Genomic DNA, 17963 nt, shown 5'->3' on the forward strand with positions numbered 1-17963 from the left:
GATTCACATCCTTTCAAATCAAAGATTCTCCTATCACCGAATACCCTCTTTGCGTTAAAATTCTACCTCTCGCAGTTCGAGCGATGAAACCTCCCTGAAGCAAGAACGGTTCGTAGACTTCACTTATGGTTTCTGATTCTATTCCCACACTTGCGGCCAGCGCGTTTATTCCCACAGGCCCGCCTCTGTAATCTTTTGCTATTTTGGAAAGTATCTTTATGTCCATATCATCGAGACCGTTTGGGTCAATTTGCATCGATTCGAAGGCCTCTTCTATCGTCTCCATGTCAAGGCTTTCCTTTGCCTTCACGGTTGCAAAATCTCTTATTCTTTTGACGAATCTGTTTACCACCCTTGGCGTTCCCCTTGACCTTTTGGCTATTTCTGTGGCACTGCGATCGTCAATTTTGACTCCAAGTAAAGATGCCGTTCTTTTTGCTATCAAAGCGAGATCGTCCATCGTGTAAAAATCCATTTCAAAGATCATTCCAAATCTGTTTCTTAAAGGAGCGGTCAGCAATCCACTTCTTGTCGTCGCACCTACAAGCGTAAATGGATTTATAGAAAGTCTAACACTTCTTGCGCCCGGTCCTTTTCCTATCATGACATCGATTTGAAAATCTTCCATGGCCGAATAAAGTATCTCTTCAACCGGATGAGGTAACCTGTGAATTTCATCTATGAAAAGCACATCCCCCGTGGATAAAGATGTTAAAATTGCGGCCAGATCTCCTTGTCTTTCAACGACAGGTCCGCTTGTTGTCCTTAATTTTCCTCCTATTTCATTTGCTATTATCATGGCAAGACTCGTCTTTCCAAGACCGGCAGGGCCTGCCAACAAAACATGATCAAGTACGTCGCCTCTCATAGTCGCCGCTTTTATGGCTACACGAAGTCTTGATTTTATTCTTTCCTGACCTATGTAATCACTTAAGTTTGCAGGTCTCAAAGAAACAAGCATTTCATCTTCTTTTTGTGGTTCCGAAGAAAGTAGTCTCGCCATTTTAGCCTCTATGGATGTATCCTGTATATCGTGCGGGCAAAAGGTATCGCTTCTCTTATATGCTCAAGTTTGCATATCCACGAAACGAGTCTTTCTATGCCCATTCCAAACCCGCTGTGCGGCACAGTCCCGTACTTTCTGAGATCTATGTACCAATCGTAAGAATCAACCGGAAGATTGAATTCTTTTATTCTTTCGGTGAGCAGATCCGGATCGTTTATACGTTCCGATGCGCCTATTATCTCTCCGTATCCTTCTGGTGCAAGCATGTCATCACAAAGCACGACTTCAGGCCTTTGCGGATCTGGCTGCATGTAAAAGGCCTTTATCTTTCGCGGATAATTGTAAACCATAACCGGCCTATCAAACTCTTCACTTATGCCTGTTTCTTCATCTCCGCCTATATCGTCGCCCCATTTTATATCGAATCCCTTTTTTTGAAGTAATTTAACGCCTTCATCGTAAGATATTCTCGGAAAAGGCGTTTGAACTTTTTCAAGCGGCTTTACATCTCTTTCCAACGCCTTGAGATGATCTCCAGCCCTTTCTAACACCCGTCCAACAACGTAAGATACAAGTTCTTCTTGAAGATGCATGTTGTCATTTGAACTGTAATAGGCAACTTCCGCTTCATTCATCCAGAATTCGGTAAGATGTCTTCTTGTCTTTGATTTTTCCGCTCTGAATGTCGGGCCGAGATTGTAAACTTTTCCAAGTGCCATGGCTGCCGCTTCAAGATAAAGTTGACCTGTTTGAGTTAAGTATGCCTTTCCGAGATCAAAATAATCAACGCTGAAAAGTTCGCCCGCCGATTCTCCTATGGCTCCCGTGAGAATAGGGGTATCAACAAGGATAAAGCCGTTGTTTCTGTAAAATTCTCTGACCGCCCATATAATTTCATTTCTAACATGTAAAATGTGAAATTGTTTTTGAGATCTGAGCCAGAGATGTCGGTTGTTCATTAAAAAATCTATTCCATGATCTTTTTTTGAAATTGGATATTCTTCAAGTGGTATCTGAATAATTTCAATGTCATTTACATCAAGTTCATAACCGTAAGGAGACCTTTTATCTTCTCTGACTTTACCTTCAATTATGACGCTTGACTCTAATTTAATCTTATCAGCCTTGACAAAAGTTTCTTCAGAAGATGTTTTTTCAATAATTCCTTGAACAAAACCAGTTCCATCTCTTATTTGCAAGAAATTTATCTTACCGCTTGATCTTTTGTTAAAAATCCATCCTTTGATCGTTACAATTTCTCCAACATGATCCTTCAGGTCTTTTATGTATGACCACTTTGCTGACAAGATGATCACCTCTCCTTTATATTATTTTAGCATATATGCATGGAGAATGGACAATGCAAAACCGTAAACAGTGACGCGTGATCAGTAACGAGTAAGCAGCCAAAGGCAAAAGGCGATTCCAGTTCTTCGACTGGAATGACAGCAGGCGGAGAGTATGATGCCGCGACGACCAGACGCCGAATGACAAATGCGAGAGCCGACGCACAAAAAGACATTAGAGATCGGAGATTAGGGATTAAAAAAAGCGGCACATGGCAAATAGCCAATAGCAGATGAAAAAACAAAACAACGTCATCCCGCACGTGATGCGGGATCGCCTTTTAGGTGCAAATTCGAAAATCATTATAAAATAAGGAAAATTTTGACTTCCAAGATCGCGTTTTTAAGGGGGGGTAAGACAGGGGTGAGTATGATCATACCCTGAGGTGTCCAAAAGTGAAAATGTGGTGATTTTAGAGCGAAATGCTGGAAACGGTTGTCACACAAGGGATTGCGTGATCTGAAAATTGAAAAAATCGAAATTTTGCTACAAAAATTTACAATCATTTTACCAACAATTATTCAAAGATTATTCATTGTGTATCATGAATGCAACAAAAGTTATGAATGTAATTACAAAAACATCCATTATAAATACTACATACATATATTTTTGATTTGACATTTAAACTCTTGGCGGTATACAATTTAACTATACTTAACTCACTTTAAAAGCCGGATGTTCATTTAATTTAAGCGGAGAGCAGGATGCCACGATCAGCGAAAAGTGACGAGTAAACAGTAAAGGGTGAGATGAAAAGTTTTTCTGATTACGGATCACGCGTTACGCGTCACAAATTTCTCTAATGTCTGATCCTTAATCTCTGTTTTTTCTACGTGTCACGAGCCACGTGCTAAATCACCTGCCATCGCTACGATTCGGAATTTAAAACTGGTTCAGTAAAGTGTAAATTGACGTTATGTTTTACAGATGATTTGGCATATACGGAGGAATTAGATGGGCTATTTTTATGTGTACCTTGCCATAGTACTTTTTTCGTCGATAGAAGTTGTTTCAAAGTTCATAGGAAGTTATGTCGATCCGCTTAATCTTTGGCTCTTCAGGTTACTCTTTGCAATTCCGACTCTCCTTCCTTTTGTCCGATTTTCCAAATTGAAAAATTTGTCTCGAAAAGATTGGATAAATCTTACTTGGATAGGTATTGTTCCTGTTGGAATAGGGATGAGTCTCTATCATTTTGCACTTGCAAATGCTCCGGCAAATGAAATGGCCATAATATTCAGCGCAAATCCAATTTTTGTGCTTTTGTTTTCAAAGTTGTTTTTCAAAGAAAAATTCCCTCTGCGAGTTTACATAGGTATGATTCTCGGTTTTGCAGGTCTTACGGTTACATCTTATTCTTCAGGATTCAAAGGAGACATCTATGTTTTTGTGATGATTGCGGCTTGTGCTTTGTTTGCAATTTTGACGGTTTTTGGCAGATCCATAACTCAAAATTCATCCAGTGCCATCTTCAATTTCATGACATTTGTGATTGCCGTTCCGGTTATTCTGATTGAAATGGCATTTTTTAAAGTGCCAATTGAAATTTCTTTCAAAGCTCTGCCTTACCTGGCATACATTGGAATTGTCACGACCGGCATCGCTTACCTTTTTTTCTTCAAAGGTATTTCAAAAATAGGAGCAAGTCTCGGATCCATGGCATTTTTTGTAAAGCCATGGATTGCTTCTCTTTTGGCATTTATAATTCTTTCTGAAGAATTAAACACCCAGTTGATCGCCGGTGGCGTCCTCATGGCTTCATCGCTCATAATAGCATATTGGCCATCAAAAAACCGTTAGCATCCAAGATCCTTTTTCTTTTGTTCATATTCTTCTTTTGTTATTTCACCGGATGCATAGCGGTGTCTTAAAATCTCACAAGGTTCGTCTGAAGAATTGTGCCATCTTATGAAACCTATTCCATATCTGAAAAAAAGATAAAAAATGATGAAAAAAAGTACTATTCCTGCGATGTCCCAGATTAAACTTCCAAGGCCGTATCCCCACCAGAAAGGCCAGAAAAAAATCATATGATCACCTCCTGAAATGGTTGGTTATCGGAAGCCTTCTATCACGGCCAAAGGCTCTAAAGGTGATCTTCACGCCGGGCGGAGATTGTCTTCTTTTGTATTCACTCAAATCAACAAGATGTATCGTTTTTTTCACGGTCTCGAGATCGAAGCCCATCTCTGTGATCTCTTCCAAAGATAAATCTTTTTCAACGTACAACTCCAAGATTTTGTCAAGTACATCATAAGGTGGAAGTGTATCTTGATCTACTTGATTCGGTTTCAATTCGGCTGAAGGTGGTTTTATGAAGATATTCGATGGAATAATTTCTTTCCCTGCATTCGCGTTGTACCATTCGCAAACTCTGTAAACCAGGGTTTTGTAAAGATCTTTTATAGGTGCAAAGCCTCCCGCCATATCTCCGTAAAGGGTCGAGTAACCTGTGCTCATTTCTGATTTGTTTCCCGTTGTAAGCACAAGCCATCCAAATTTGTTTGAAAGCGCCATGAGATAATTTCCACGAATTCTTGCCTGCAGATTTTCTTCCGCTATGTTGGGCTCCGTTCCTCTGAAAGATTCTTCAAGCACTTTAATGTAAGCGTTGTAAACGTCCGTGATCTTTATCTGAAGCACCTCTATGCCGAGATTCTTGGCAAGCATTTGGGCATCTTCGACGCTCGATTTTGATGAGTACATGGAAGGCATCATAACGCCTATGACATTTTCTTTTCCAATGGCTTCCGTGGCTATGACGGCAACTAAAGATGAGTCTATTCCGCCGCTTAAACCTATTAAAACTTTTTTAAATCCGTTTTTAATCACGTAATCTCTTGTTCCCAGGGTCAACGCTTTAAAAATTTCTTCCTCGACGACGAGAGCGGGAGAAATAACGCCGGATATTTCTTCTCTTTCTTTTGATCTCAGTTCGGTGTGAATCAAGTCTATCTCTGTCTCTCTTTCGATCCTTTCTCGCCTTCTTGGATCATGCAAATTCATACTCACGATATTTGGAATATCAACGTCTGCAAGCAGAATTTCTTCTTTAAAATCTTTTGCCCTTGCTATTGTTGTGCCATTTTCGTCTACGATGAAACTATGACCGTCAAAGACAAGTTCATCCTGTCCTCCAATAGTGTTAGCGTAAACAATTGCCGTTCTTAGATCTGATGCCCTTGTCTGAATCATCTTTTCCCTTGAAGCGCCTTTCATTACATTGTAAGGAGATGAAGATATGTTGATGAGTACCATGGCGCCTTTGTTGACCTCATCGACTATGGGACCATCTGGTACCCATATGTCTTCGCATATGCTAAGGCCAACTTTGGTTCCGTTCAATTCTATGATCATGGGTTTTTTGCCTGCGGCAAAATATCTTCTTTCATCGAAAACGCCGTAATTCGGAAGGAGAATTTTATGGTAAACTCCCATGAGACGTCCGCTTTGAATTACGGCAGCGGCATTGTATATATCGTCTTTCATGTCGACAAATCCAATTATGACGATTTCGTCCCGCCTCGAGGTGAAATTCACCAATTTTTGAAGTGCTTCAAGGTTTTTCTGAATAAACGCATGCCTGAAAAGCAAATCTTCCGGAGGATATCCTGTGATTGCAAGTTCCGGAAAGATAACGAAATCGGGTTTGAATTTTTCTGCGTTTTCGATAGATGAAAAGATTTTATCTAAATTTTCTTCGATGCCTCCTACGACGAAATTCTTTTGAACAACGGCAAATCTTATCTTTCTCAAATTTTGACACCTTCGATCTCATTGAGAAGTTCAACCACGCTTTTTTTCAGTTTGGGATGAACGTAATTTGGCGCTATATCAGCCAACGGCTTAAGCACGAATTCTCTGTTTTGCATGTCCGGATGCGGTATTATGAGATCAACGAAGTTTATCATTCTGTTATCGTAAAATATTATGTCTATGTCGATTAAGCGTGGACCCCACTTTGTCGTTCTCACTCTTCCAAGTGATTTTTCAATGTCAAGAAGCGTGTCCATCAGTTCCATGGGTGCGTAAGATGTCTTTACAAGTGCGGCACAGTTGATAAATTTGGGCTGATCTTTTAAACCGTAAGGTTCTGTTTCGTACATCGGGGATATCCTCAAAAATTCCATACTTTTCTTTTTCATCTCATCGATGGCAAGTAATATGTTGTTTTTCCTATCCCCAAGGTTTGAACCAAAAGCAACGTAAACCAAATGTTCCATAACTACACCCCCATTATTGCATCGACCATTCGCATGGCCTTAACATTGGAAAACACATCATGAACTCTGATTATTTTTGCGCCCTTCATAGCGGCGATTGTGTTTAACGCGATCGTAGGCTCAAGCCTATCATTTATATCCATAGGCATTATCTTGCTTATCATTGATTTTCTCGATATCCCTATGAGTATTGGTTTACCAAGGCTTTGGAATTTATCAAGATGGGCTATGATCTTTAAATTATCTTCAAGTCTTTTTCCGAAGCCTATTCCCGGATCCAAAATTATCTTTGAAGCCTTGACACCATTTTTGATCGCTTTTTCAACCTTTTTTTGGAGTTCTTCGTATACTTCCTTTAAGACATCTTCGTAATAAGGATCGGTCTGCATATTTTTTGGAGTGCCCTTTATGTGCATTAAAACGATCGGAACATCAAAATCAGTGCACACGTGCGACATCTCAGGATCGAATTCAAGACCGCTCACATCGTTGATCATATCTGCACCTGCACGAAGACCTGCAATGGCAGTCTGAGATCTGTACGTGTCTATCGAAATGGGTATGTCACTCACGTTACGTATACTCCGTACCGCCAAATCGATCCGTCTTATTTCTTCCGCCGGATCGATTGGATCCGATCCGGGTCTTGTCGATTCTGCACCGATATCTATTATGTCCACTCCTTCGTTGATCATCTCAAGTGATTTTCTTTCGACGTTATCGATTTTGACTCTGCTTGGAGGGTAAAAAGAATCATCCGTTACGTTCATGATTCCCATCACGTAAATTCTTGAAAAATCAAATTCGCGCTTTCCTATTTTCATTCGATCTCTCCATCCAGAATTTTTTTAGCGAGATCTCCGACGACCTTCGGATCTGCCTTACCTTTTGTCTCCTTCATCACATTGCCAACGAAAAATCCGATAACGGATGTTTTGCCTTTTTTGTACTGTTCAACGACCGATGGGTTATTCTCGATGACTTTTTTGATAACAGGTACAAGTGAATTTTCATCTGAAACTTGAATAAGATTTTTTTCTTTTATTATATCTTGCGGATTTTTGTTATTTTTGTATATTTCACCCAAAACTTCTTTCGCAGACAATCTCGATATCTTTCCGGAATTTGTGTATTCCATAAGCACTTTAAGACTTTCGATGGGTACTTTATCGGGATTGAAATCAACGGAATCTGCGTTGAAGAGTGCAAGCAGATCATTTACGATCCAATTTGAAGAATCTTTCGGATCCATCTTTGAAGACACTAATTTTTCGAAGTACGCTGAAATTATCTTGTCTTTCGCTATTATGTTGGCGTTGTCTTTTGCCAGACCGTATGCTTTTACATATCTTTCAGATTTTTGATCTGGAAGTTCGGGAAGATTTTGCTTTATATTTTCGATTTGAGATTTCGAAACTTTCAAAATCGGAAGATCCGGCTCCGGGAAATACCTGTAATCGTTCTCCTCTTCTTTTGATCTCAAAGAAACCGTTGTTCTTGTCACGAAATCCCATCCGCGCGTTTCATGTTTCACATCTTTTCCGTCTTTCAACGCTTTGGAAATTCTTTCTGCCTCGTATTCTATGGCATACTGAACATATCTGAACGAATTTATGTTTTTAACTTCTACTCTTGAACTTGATCTTCCGCTGTCATCGACAACAGAAACGTTGGCATCACATCTCAGTGCTCCTTCTTCCATGTTTCCGCTGCACACGCCAAGAGTTCTGAGGATATCTCTCAATTTTTCCATGAACTCTTTTGCCTCTTCAGATTTTTCCATATCTGGTTCGGTTACAATCTCTATAAGAGGCACACCACATCTGTTGAAATCTATCAAACTTTCTTTTGATTCGGTTATGTTTTCCGACGAATGAACCATCTTACCGGCATCTTCTTCTATGTGTATGCGCCTTATCCTTACATGCTTTCCGTTGTCGAGATTCAGATATCCTTCTGTTGCTATTGGATGAAAATACTGCGTTATCTGGTAACCTTTTGGAAGATCGGGATAAAAGTAATTTTTTCTATCAAAACTTGAACTTTCATGAATTTCGCAGTTAAGTGCAAGACCAGCCATTATTGCAAATTCGACAACCTTTTTGTTCAGAACTGGCAAAGCACCTGGCTGACCTGTGCATACAGGGCATATGTTGGTGTTGGGCTTTGCATTTACATCTATCTTGCAATTGCAGAATGCCTTTGTTTCGGTCAAGAGTTGGGCGTGGATTTCAAGGCCAATGACTGTTTTCATGCTACAACCTCCGGTAACGGAAATTTACCCCTTATCATTTCGTAATTTCTTCCGATTCTGAGGACTTTTTCGTCTTCAAACCTTTTAGACATGATTTGCAAACCAATGGGTAGACCATTTATGCTTCCCATTGGAAGGCTTATGGCAGGCAAACCGGCCAAGTTTGCCGGTATGGTGTAAATGTCTTGAAGGTAATATTCAAGAGGTGAAGAAAGTTGACCTATTTTGAAAGCAACGCCTGGCGTTGTAGGACCGATTATCGCATCGTAAGAATTGAAGATTTGTTTTAATTCGTCAACTATTTTGGATCTAACCTTTTGAGCCTTATCAAAATAAGCATCGTAGTAAGTCGCCGAAAGCGTGAAAGTACCGAGCATTATCCTTCTTTTTACCTCTCTTCCGAAACCTTCGTCTTTCGTTTTTGTGTATATATCATCCACCGATTCTCCGTCAATGCTTAACCCGTACCTTATGCCGTCATATCTTGAAAGATTGGATGAGGCTTCGGCAGGTGCTATTATGTAATAAACCGCAACGGCGTATTTAAGAGAAGGAATGGAAACCTCGTCAACCTTTACACCCATCTTTTTGAAATTATCTATCGCATCAAACAAAACGTTTTTAACATCGTCAGAAAGTCCTTTCGTGAATTCTTTTGGAATTGCCATTTTGAAACCTTCAATTGAATTTTCTATGTTTTTCAAAAGATCAATTTGTTTTTCAACTGTTGTTGAATCTTTAGGGTCTTTACCGATCAGGATGTTTCCGATTAAACCGGCATCTCTTACATTTTTGGTAAGAGGTCCTATTTGATCGAGAGAAGAAGCAAAAGCCACAAGACCATACCTTGAAACAAGGCCATACGTCGGTTTGTATCCTACTATTCCGCAAAAAGAGGCAGGCTGACGTATCGATCCGCCGGTATCTGATCCAAGCGCAAATGGCACCATATCACTTGCAACGGCGGATGCCGAACCGCCACTCGATCCTCCCGGAACTCTTTGAAGATCCCACGGATTTCTTGTCGTGAAAAAACTGGAATATTCTGTAGATGCACCCATCGCAAATTCATCCATGTTCGTCTTTGCGATCACAGTTCCACCTGCATCAAGCAACTTTTGAACTGCCGTTGCAGTGTAAGGAGAAACGTAATTTTCAAGAATTTTTGATGCGCACGTCGTTTTAGTACCTATAACTTCCATGTTGTCTTTAACCATGAAGGGAATTCCATTTAAAATTCCATCTTTACCTTTAACGAAAACAGTAGAAATACAAGATTTTATTTTTGGATCTATCAACGCGGTTTTTTTGACAAAATGATTTGTAACCTCTTCGGGGGATATCTTATTCGATTTTATCTGTTCAATTAAATCTTCAACGCTTAAATTTGATAGCATCAAAAGAATTATCGGAACACAAAATGCTACGTTCCGTTACCTCCTTTCATAAATCTGATTTTAATTATATCACTTTCAAAGATATATGTTATGATCTTTTTGAGAAAGGAGAGCGAATTATGGATATATCGGGTAAAGTCATAGAACACAGAAGATGGCTTCATAAAAATCCGGAACTTGCTTTTGAAGAATTCAAAACCTCTGAATACATAAGAAGGCATCTTGATGATTTTGGAATACCTTACAGAAAAGTCGGTACCGGAACAATAGCGGACCTAAACGTCGGATCAAACCAAACGATTGCTTTGAGGGCTGATATGGATGCGCTTCCAATTACGGAAATAAATGACAAACCTTACAAGTCCCAAATCGAGGGTAAAATGCATGCGTGCGGACATGATGCCCATACTGCCATGCTTTTGACGGCGGCAGAATACATGGTCAAAGAGAAAAGACCTTCAAAGAACGTAAGATTTATCTTTCAACCTGCCGAAGAGGGCGGTTGTGGCGCATGCGAAATGGTGAAAGCAGGATCCGTCGATGGAGTTGATATGGTCTTCGGAATTCATGTTTGGGTTGGAACCAAGTCGGGAAAATTTTCGAGTAAATCCGGCCCTTTGATGGCTGGTATTGATGAATTAACTTTATCTGTAAAGGGAATAGGTGGACATGCGGCTTCTCCGCATCAAACCGTTAATCCGATATCAATAGGTGCAACCATCGTCAACGAACTTTACAAGATAAGATCTTTGAGAATAGATCCGCTTGAAAATGCCGTCATCAACGTTACCGCTTTTAATTCGGGCAATACCTTCAACGTGGTTCCAACCGAAGCAAAGATATTTGGCACGATTCGTACTTTTTCTGATGTCACACGAAAAGATGTGATATCCAACGTTGAGAATATGAAAGACCTTGCCCATTCTCTCGGAGGAGATGTCGACTTGAATTTGAAAAGAATTGCTCCACCTGTTGTGAATTCAAAAGAAGGATTTGATGAGGCTGTAAAAGTGATAAAAAAACTTGGATTCGAATTTGAAGAAGCAGTTCCAACAATGGGATCAGAGGATTTTGCGTATTACCTTCAAAAGGTAAAGGGTGCTTTTTTATTTCTCGGCATACGTTCAGAATCAAAACATGTAATTGCGCCCCATCACAGTCCATATTTTGATGTTGATGAAGAAGCACTTCAATCTGGTGTTAAATTCTTTCTTGGAATTGCAGGATCAATGTATACTTAACTCACTAAAGTTACTATGAGCGTAGGGCAGGATGCCCTCTCGATGGCCTCCGCAGCGCAGCGAGGACCAGACATCGAGTGGGGTACCTGCCGGAGCGACTATTCGAAATTTGAATTTTGTTTGGTATAGGAGGTAAAGATGAGATTAGAAGGAAAAGTGACTCTTATAACAGGAGCCGCAAGTGGTATAGGACTTGAAACAGCAAGAATATTTATGAAAGCAGGATCGATTATAGCAGGTTGCGATTACAACGAGGAATCTTTAAAAAAAGCGCAGGCCGAATTGGGCAGCAATTACAAAATATACAAGATGGATGTTTCAAAACATGATGAGGTTAAATTGGTCGTTGACCGGATCGTCAAAGAACTTGGAAGGATAGATATTCTCATCAACAATGCCGGAATAACAAAGGACAATTTTCTTGTCAGAATGTCTGAAGCGGATTTTGATGCCGTTATTTCTATAAATCTCAAAGGAGTTTACAACGTTACACAGGCAGTTGTCCCTCACATGATGAATCAACGTAACGGCGTTATATTAAACGCGTCTTCCGTTGTGGGAATATACGGAAATATAGGTCAAACAAATTACTCCGCTTCAAAGGCCGGTCTGATAGGCATGACAAAGACATGGTCAAAAGAACTTGCACGTTACAACATTCGCGTCAATGCCGTTGCCCCTGGCTATATAAGAACTCCGATGACCGAAAATCTTTCGGAAAAGGTAAAAGACCTTGTCAAAGAAAAGACAGCGCTCGGCAGAATGGGAGAACCCTCGGATGTGGCAAATGCCTATCTCTTTTTATCTTCGGATGAAGCGGGATATATAACAGGTCAGGTGCTTGGAATTGACGGAGGCCTGACGTTGTGAAATCGTTAAGATGTAATTTTGTTTTTGTCGACTGACCTTCCGAATATCCAAAAAACAGCAGTTCCCAAAAGGCCAAAGGCGAAGGCTGTCAAAAAATCAGTTGCCGGAGAAACAAGCCACAGAAAAGCGCTTAAAAAAGCAACGATTGATACTATGCCATCTCTTACGAGGTAATAAGCCCCGAAAGTTCCAGCCTTTTGGCCTTCGGGCGAAAGGTCCATTATCAAAGATTTTCTTGTTGGTTCACCGAATTCTTTGAGGCCTCTTATTATAAAGGCAATAATTAAAAGTTCAAAACTTCTCGAGAAAAGCAACACAAGCGGAAAAAGTGTGAAAAATCCGAAAGTTATAACCACAAATGGCTTTTTCGTATGTTTGTCGGCAAGATACGCAACAGGTACATAGATGATCATGGCCGTTACCATTTCTATGGTCGTCAATATTCCAAACTGAAAAGCGTTGAGACCGTTTTTCTCAACCACCCACACGACGACGAAAGCGTAGGGAATCTGTTCGCAAAATCTCACGAATATATCTGATATCAGTAATGTTCTGAGATTTCCGCTTAGATTTTTAAGCATTGCTCTCATTCTGACAGGCTCAGATTTTTTGCCGGAATCTTTTATGAAAGCGCTGAAAATGAAGATAGACATAATGGCAAAGGCCATTGCTATGATAAATGAGATCCTTATGCCTTTTGTAATGCCGTAAAGATCTATCAAAATACCTCCGATAAGCGGACCGAGAGCCATCGGAACCCTTCTGACAAGGGAATGCATGGAAACTCCCATTACTCTTTTGTTTTTCGGTACGGCATCCGATATCAGACTCATTATCGCAGGCATGGCGATTGCAGACCACGCAATGAAAAAAATTGCCCCGATGAGCACATACTGCCATGCGGGTAATATTATGACTATCGCATATCCTATCATCGAAAAGAGAGTAAAAAATATAAGGGACTTTTTATAGCCTATCTTATCGCTTAGATACCCGCCGGGAAATGAGTATATGGCTCCGAGTAAGTTTTGCATTCCATTTAAAGCACCGACAGAAATGGCGCCTCCACCAAGTGCTATCAGATAAAGGGGCAAAAATTTGTCGCCCATGTATTGACCCATGCCCACCATTATGACAAGGACAAGCATGGAAAGCATGGAAGTGTTCAGCGCGAAAAAATCCGTTAATCTTTTTTTGTTCACTTATATCTTACCTTTATCGCAGCGTAAAGTGCATCGTAGACCTTAAATTGTTCCTCAAGATTTTTGATGTCATCCGGATAAATCAAAGAAAATCCGCTTGCCAAAATTTCAAGGCCGGCGGCGTAAGGATCCGCGTCAAGATGGTTTGTATCGGCCGCGTTTACTATTTCTCCCATCTTTTGCAAAGTGGGATCTGTTATATTGTATTTTTCGAGAATCGAGACAAAAGAACAATGTCCGTCCTTATGACCGAGTTCAACTCCTTCAATATCGAAAGGAATCGCATTTTCTTTTTGGGATGTTTCCATCACCAGTGATTTTGTCACAAACACGAATTCGGCCTGATTATCGATGAATCTTTTTATCAACCATGGGCAGGCAACCCTGTCAACATGAACGTGCGACCTTGTTACCCATTTCATAAAATCATCCTTTTCTTGTTTTTTTTATTATACCAAACAAAGTTCAAATTTCGAATTTTCGCCCCAGCGATACTTCCGCCGGTTAACAAATAATTATTCTTTTCTTTCTCCAAAAGAAACAAATATATTCTACAATTAAATTGATCCCTACCCCATAGGGGTGGGATATACGGAAAAGTTTCGGAGGATGTGAGAATATGCAACAGGAGAAAGAGATAAAATTGGACATAGAAGGCATGACATGTGCATCGTGCGTGAAAGCAGTCGAAAAATCGATATCGAAACTCGAAGGAGTCTCTTTTGTATCTGTAAATCTTATTGATGAAAAGGCCGTTGTGAAATTCGATCCGGCAGTTGTAAAAGTGAAAGATATGGAAAAAAACGTGAAAAAAGCCGGTTACGGTGCAACCCTTATCTCAGAAGATGATTACGATCGCGACGAGATAAAGCGTAAAAAAACAGTTCGTACCTTCAGAAACAGGTTTGTCTTCTCCGCCATATTTGCAGCACCTTTATTGTTCATTTCGATGGCACATACTTTCGGTCTTATGTTGCCTGCCATAATTTCTCCGGATCTTTCTCCGTTGAATTTTGCGCTTGTTCAGATATTGCTTGTCGTACCTATAATCATCTTCGGAAGAAATTTTTACATAAAGGGCATTCCTTTACTTTTCAAAGGGGAACCCAACATGGATACATTGGTAGGTCTCGGAACAGGGGCTGCCATAATTTACAGTTTGTTTTCAACCATTGAAATAATTTTGGGCCATCCTGAGTATGTTTCAGGCCTTTATTTGGATACGGCAGGCGTTATCGTCGCACTTATTTCTTTGGGAAAATACTTCGAAAATCTTTCAAAATCCAGAACATCAACGGCAATAAAGAAGTTGATGAATCTGAAGCCGAAAACGGCAATTTTAAAAATTGAAAATTCTCAAAAAGAAATTCCGGTTGAAGAAGTTAAGGTCGGTGATCTTTTGATCGTTAAAGCCGGCATGGCAATTCCGGTTGATGGCGTCATTTTGTCCGGTAACGCTTCAATAGATCAATCCATGCTGACGGGAGAGCCGATACCCATAGACGCATCAAAAGGTACCCATGTTTCTGCGGGCAGCATGAATTTAAACGGAACGATAGAAATGGAAGCACAAAAAGTTGGAAAAGACACCGTTATTTCCAAGATAATAAAGTTGATCCGCGATGCTCAATCGTCAAAAGCGCCCATCGCACGACTTGCGGATATCGTAAGCGGTTATTTCGTTCCTATCGTCATCGGAATAGCAATACTGACCTTTGCCGTGTGGATCTTGATTGGTCTTGGATTCATCTTTGCACTTACCATGAGCATAGCCGTGCTTGTCATAGCATGTCCCTGCGCCCTTGGTCTGGCAACGCCGACCGCGATAATGGTCGGAAGCGGAAAAGCAGCGGAAAACGGAGTGCTTTTCAAAAGCGGAGAAGCGCTTGAGACTTTACGAAAAATAAAGGTTTTCGTGTTTGACAAGACCGGTACGATTACGTATGGAAGGCCTAAGGTTGTAGATGTCATGCCCATAAACTACGATAGGGATGAATTTTTCAAAATTGCCGCATCGATATCTTCGAAAAGTTCTCATCCTTTAGATAAAGCCATAACAAACGAATATAAATCCGAATTGTTCGATGTCGAGGATTTTCAGGCCATCGCAGGAAAGGGAATTACCGGCATCATAAACGGAAAAAGGATAAGGATGGGAAATGCGAAATTCATAGAATATGGAGATGAACTTTCGACAAAGGATGGAGAAACGCCTGTCTTTGTAGAGTATGACGGTAAAGTCATAGGTTTTATAGGTATTTCCGATGAAATAAACCCGACGGCCATTAAAACCGTCCAAAGTTTGAAGCAGATCGGAAAGGTTTACATGCTCACGGGAGACAACGCCAAAACGGCGGAGATTATAGCAAAACAGGTGGGTGTAGACGATTTCTTTGCGGAAACGTTGCCGGATCAAAAGGCACAGATAATCGAACAACTTAAGGCGAACAATGTCAAAGTTGCGATGATTGGAGATGGAATAAACGATTCGGTGGCCCTTGCAAAGGCAGATATAGGAATTGCCGTCTCATCCGGAACGGACATAGCGATGGAAACTGCGGACATCGTTTTGATGAAAAACGATTTAGAAGATATCGTCAAGGCGATAGAACTTTCAAATGCAACCATAAAGAATGTCAAAGAAAATCTCTTCTGGGCATTCTTCTACAACATCATAGGAATACCGATAGCGGCGGGAATTTTATACATGCCTTTCGGCATATCTTTAAATCCGATGATAGCGGCACTGGCAATGGCTTTTTCTTCGGTTACGGTCGTTACAAATGCCTTAAGACTTAAGGGCATAAAATTGAAAGGAGATGTTAAAGTATGAAATTGTATGTTGACGGAATGACGTGCGAGCATTGCAAGATGCACGTTGAAGAAGCCTTAAAGGGTATAAAGGGAGTTAAAAAGGCCGAGGTAAATCTCGATAATGGGACGGCAGAGGTAGAAACAAAAAAAGAGATCTCTTTTGATACATTCAAAAACGCAATAGAAGAGGCCGGATACATGCTTGTGAAGATAGAGTGATCTGAATGGAGGAATTTCACGTTCACCATATGGCCGATCATCATTTAAAACATGAAGAAGCATTGAGCCTTTTGAAAACTGCGAGAGGGCATCTCGATGCGGTTATAAAGATGATAGAAGACGAAAGATATTGTGTTGATATTTCAACGCAACTGCTTGCCATAATAGCGCTTTTGAAAAAGGCAAACACATCGGTGATAAACAAACATATAGAAACATGCGTTAAAGATGCCGTTAACAACGGAAATGTTGATGAAAAATTGAAAGAATTAGAAACGCTTATGAAATATCTCGAGAAATCTTTGTGAAGGAGGGCTGAAATGAAAGCTGTTGAAAGAAAAATAAAAATTAACGATTTTGAAAGTGCAAAGAGTAAGTTGAAAGATCTTGTGAGTTCTCATAATTTTGCCGTGCTTGCCGAGCATGATTTTGGTGCGATTTTAAAATCGAAGGGTAAAAATCTCGGACAAAATGCGATCGTTTTTGATATATGCAACGCATTGAAAGCCCATGAAATTTTGACTATTTCTCCCATAGAAGGGATAAATTTACCATGTAAAATTGGAATTTTCGAAGAGTCCAATGGTTACCATGTTGCGTATCTTGATCCAAAAACAATAGAGACAAATGATGAAAGGTTGAAATCCATTTTCAAAGAAATAAGTGAAATACTTGAAGATATAACGTTAAAACTTTCTGAGTGAATGGAGATGAGATCATGAAAAAAATAGATTTAATCGATGAAAACACAACGATAAAAGAAATACTCGATAAAGATTCATCGCTGCAATCTGAACTTTTAAAACTTGGATTCAACACATGTTGCGCAAAGATGCAAACTATAAAAAGTTTTGCTCAGGAAAAACAACTCGATGTCAGAAAGGCAATGGCGGTTTTGAACACAAAGATAGAGGAGATAAATGAAATAAACGAAATTTTGGAAGAAGGGATGTGAAAATATGATGTGGTACGGAGGTCCCGGATTTGGTGGTTGGGGCGGATATGGCTTGGGCTGGGGCGGAGGATGGCTTATGATGATAATAGGTATTTTAGGATTCCTTTTTGTGCTTTGGGGCATAATCATGATCTTAAGATGGTCTACAATGGGAACTCACCGGCCATATCGCACCTATCGCAGTCATTATTATCGAAACAATTACGATGATGCCGTCTCTGCCCTTAAGATGAGGTACGCCAGAGGAGAGATCACAAAAGAAGAGTACGAGAGAATACTGAGAGATTTAATGAATAACTGAAACCTTTGATCCGGCAGGTGCCCATAATGGCACGTAGCACGTGGCTCGTAGCATGTAGAAAAAACAGAGATTAGGGATCAGACATTAGAGAAATTTGTGACGCGTAACGCGTGATCCGTAATCAGAAAAAC

19 protein-coding genes are annotated in these 17963 nt (G+C 40.2%); 9 read left to right on the forward strand and 10 right to left on the reverse strand.

Translation table 11 applies throughout. From position 1 onward, the window contains the following. Positions 1-13: 13 nt before the first annotated feature. Both ruvB and asnS read right to left on the reverse strand, forming a co-directional pair. Positions 14-1003: a Holliday junction branch migration DNA helicase RuvB gene (ruvB, locus tag ACP5NR_RS05885; RefSeq protein ID WP_428004845.1), complete on the reverse strand. Its 990-nt coding sequence runs from the start codon at positions 1001-1003 to the stop codon at positions 14-16. An 8-nt stretch (positions 1004-1011) separates the two neighbouring features. Beyond that, on the reverse strand, positions 1012-2313 hold the full coding sequence (asnS, locus tag ACP5NR_RS05890; RefSeq protein ID WP_428004844.1) for an asparagine--tRNA ligase: 1302 nt from the start codon (positions 2311-2313) through the stop codon (positions 1012-1014). A 997-nt stretch (positions 2314-3310) separates the two neighbouring features. Here asnS and ACP5NR_RS05895 point away from each other — a divergent pair. Next, positions 3311-4156: a DMT family transporter gene (locus ACP5NR_RS05895; RefSeq protein WP_428004843.1), complete on the forward strand. Its 846-nt coding sequence runs from the start codon at positions 3311-3313 to the stop codon at positions 4154-4156. On the opposite strand, the gene ACP5NR_RS05900 is transcribed toward ACP5NR_RS05895, so the two are convergent. The 6 genes from ACP5NR_RS05900 to gatA are packed head-to-tail and all read right to left on the reverse strand — an operon-like array spanning position 4153 to position 10233. Further along, positions 4153-4386, reverse strand: coding sequence for an SHOCT domain-containing protein (locus ACP5NR_RS05900; RefSeq protein ID WP_428004842.1), 234 nt, complete (start codon positions 4384-4386; stop codon positions 4153-4155). The two genes, ACP5NR_RS05895 and ACP5NR_RS05900, sit on opposite strands and share 4 nt — an antisense overlap. A 4-nt stretch (positions 4387-4390) precedes the next feature. Continuing rightward, complete coding sequence (locus ACP5NR_RS05905; RefSeq protein ID WP_428004841.1) at positions 4391-6112, reverse strand: NAD+ synthase; 1722 nt, start codon at positions 6110-6112, stop codon at positions 4391-4393. Beyond that, the gene (gene folK / locus ACP5NR_RS05910) at positions 6109-6579 is read right to left on the reverse strand and encodes a 2-amino-4-hydroxy-6-hydroxymethyldihydropteridine diphosphokinase (protein ID WP_428004840.1); all 471 of its coding nucleotides are present in this window, start codon (positions 6577-6579) and stop codon (positions 6109-6111) included. Before folK ends, ACP5NR_RS05905 begins: the two co-directional genes overlap by 4 nt. A 2-nt stretch (positions 6580-6581) precedes the next feature. Then, a complete protein-coding gene (gene folP / locus ACP5NR_RS05915; RefSeq protein WP_428004839.1) occupies positions 6582-7403 on the reverse strand; it encodes a dihydropteroate synthase in 822 nt (273 codons plus the stop codon). Beyond that, a complete protein-coding gene (gene gatB, locus ACP5NR_RS05920; protein ID WP_428004838.1) occupies positions 7400-8833 on the reverse strand; it encodes an Asp-tRNA(Asn)/Glu-tRNA(Gln) amidotransferase subunit GatB in 1434 nt (477 codons plus the stop codon). The genes folP and gatB overlap by 4 nt, the downstream gene beginning before the upstream one ends. After that, complete coding sequence (gatA, locus tag ACP5NR_RS05925; protein ID WP_428004837.1) at positions 8830-10233, reverse strand: Asp-tRNA(Asn)/Glu-tRNA(Gln) amidotransferase subunit GatA; 1404 nt, start codon at positions 10231-10233, stop codon at positions 8830-8832. Before gatA ends, gatB begins: the two co-directional genes overlap by 4 nt. A gap of 116 nt (positions 10234-10349) precedes the next feature. On the opposite strand from gatA, the gene ACP5NR_RS05930 reads away from it, so the two are divergent. Further along, complete coding sequence (locus ACP5NR_RS05930; protein ID WP_428004836.1) at positions 10350-11471, forward strand: M20 metallopeptidase family protein; 1122 nt, start codon at positions 10350-10352, stop codon at positions 11469-11471. Positions 11472-11609: 138 nt separating this feature from the next. Further along, complete coding sequence (gene fabG, locus ACP5NR_RS05935) at positions 11610-12341, forward strand: 3-oxoacyl-[acyl-carrier-protein] reductase (protein ID WP_428004835.1); 732 nt, start codon at positions 11610-11612, stop codon at positions 12339-12341. A gap of 5 nt (positions 12342-12346) precedes the next feature. Here the strand turns inward: fabG and ACP5NR_RS05940 are convergent, their stop codons facing one another. Both ACP5NR_RS05940 and ACP5NR_RS05945 read right to left on the reverse strand, forming a co-directional pair. Further along, positions 12347-13543: an MFS transporter gene (locus ACP5NR_RS05940; protein ID WP_428006097.1), complete on the reverse strand. Its 1197-nt coding sequence runs from the start codon at positions 13541-13543 to the stop codon at positions 12347-12349. Then, positions 13540-13965 carry a chromate resistance protein ChrB domain-containing protein gene (locus ACP5NR_RS05945; RefSeq protein WP_428006098.1) on the reverse strand — a complete coding sequence of 142 codons (426 nt, stop codon included), beginning with the start codon at positions 13963-13965 and terminating at the stop codon, positions 13540-13542. The genes ACP5NR_RS05940 and ACP5NR_RS05945 overlap by 4 nt, the downstream gene beginning before the upstream one ends. Before the next feature lie 197 nt (positions 13966-14162). Between ACP5NR_RS05945 and ACP5NR_RS05950 the strand changes: the two genes are divergently transcribed. From ACP5NR_RS05950 to ACP5NR_RS05975, 6 genes are read left to right on the forward strand one after another with little or no spacing between them, the layout of a single operon-like run. Further along, the gene (locus ACP5NR_RS05950; protein ID WP_428006099.1) at positions 14163-16376 is read left to right on the forward strand and encodes a heavy metal translocating P-type ATPase; all 2214 of its coding nucleotides are present in this window, start codon (positions 14163-14165) and stop codon (positions 16374-16376) included. Continuing rightward, complete coding sequence (locus tag ACP5NR_RS05955) at positions 16373-16576, forward strand: heavy-metal-associated domain-containing protein (protein ID WP_428006100.1); 204 nt, start codon at positions 16373-16375, stop codon at positions 16574-16576. The genes ACP5NR_RS05950 and ACP5NR_RS05955 overlap by 4 nt, the downstream gene beginning before the upstream one ends. A 5-nt stretch (positions 16577-16581) precedes the next feature. Beyond that, positions 16582-16884, forward strand: coding sequence for a metal-sensing transcriptional repressor (locus tag ACP5NR_RS05960; protein ID WP_428006101.1), 303 nt, complete (start codon positions 16582-16584; stop codon positions 16882-16884). A gap of 12 nt (positions 16885-16896) precedes the next feature. Then, complete coding sequence (locus ACP5NR_RS05965; protein ID WP_428006102.1) at positions 16897-17280, forward strand: DUF302 domain-containing protein; 384 nt, start codon at positions 16897-16899, stop codon at positions 17278-17280. A 14-nt stretch (positions 17281-17294) separates the two neighbouring features. Further along, a complete protein-coding gene (locus ACP5NR_RS05970; RefSeq protein ID WP_428006103.1) occupies positions 17295-17531 on the forward strand; it encodes a hypothetical protein in 237 nt (78 codons plus the stop codon). A 4-nt stretch (positions 17532-17535) separates the two neighbouring features. Next, positions 17536-17832, forward strand: coding sequence for an SHOCT domain-containing protein (locus ACP5NR_RS05975; RefSeq protein ID WP_428006104.1), 297 nt, complete (start codon positions 17536-17538; stop codon positions 17830-17832). Positions 17833-17963 lie beyond the last annotated feature (131 nt).

It is taken from the genome of Athalassotoga sp. (assembly GCF_049965695.1).
GTDB lineage: Bacteria > Thermotogota > Thermotogae > Mesoaciditogales > Mesoaciditogaceae > Athalassotoga.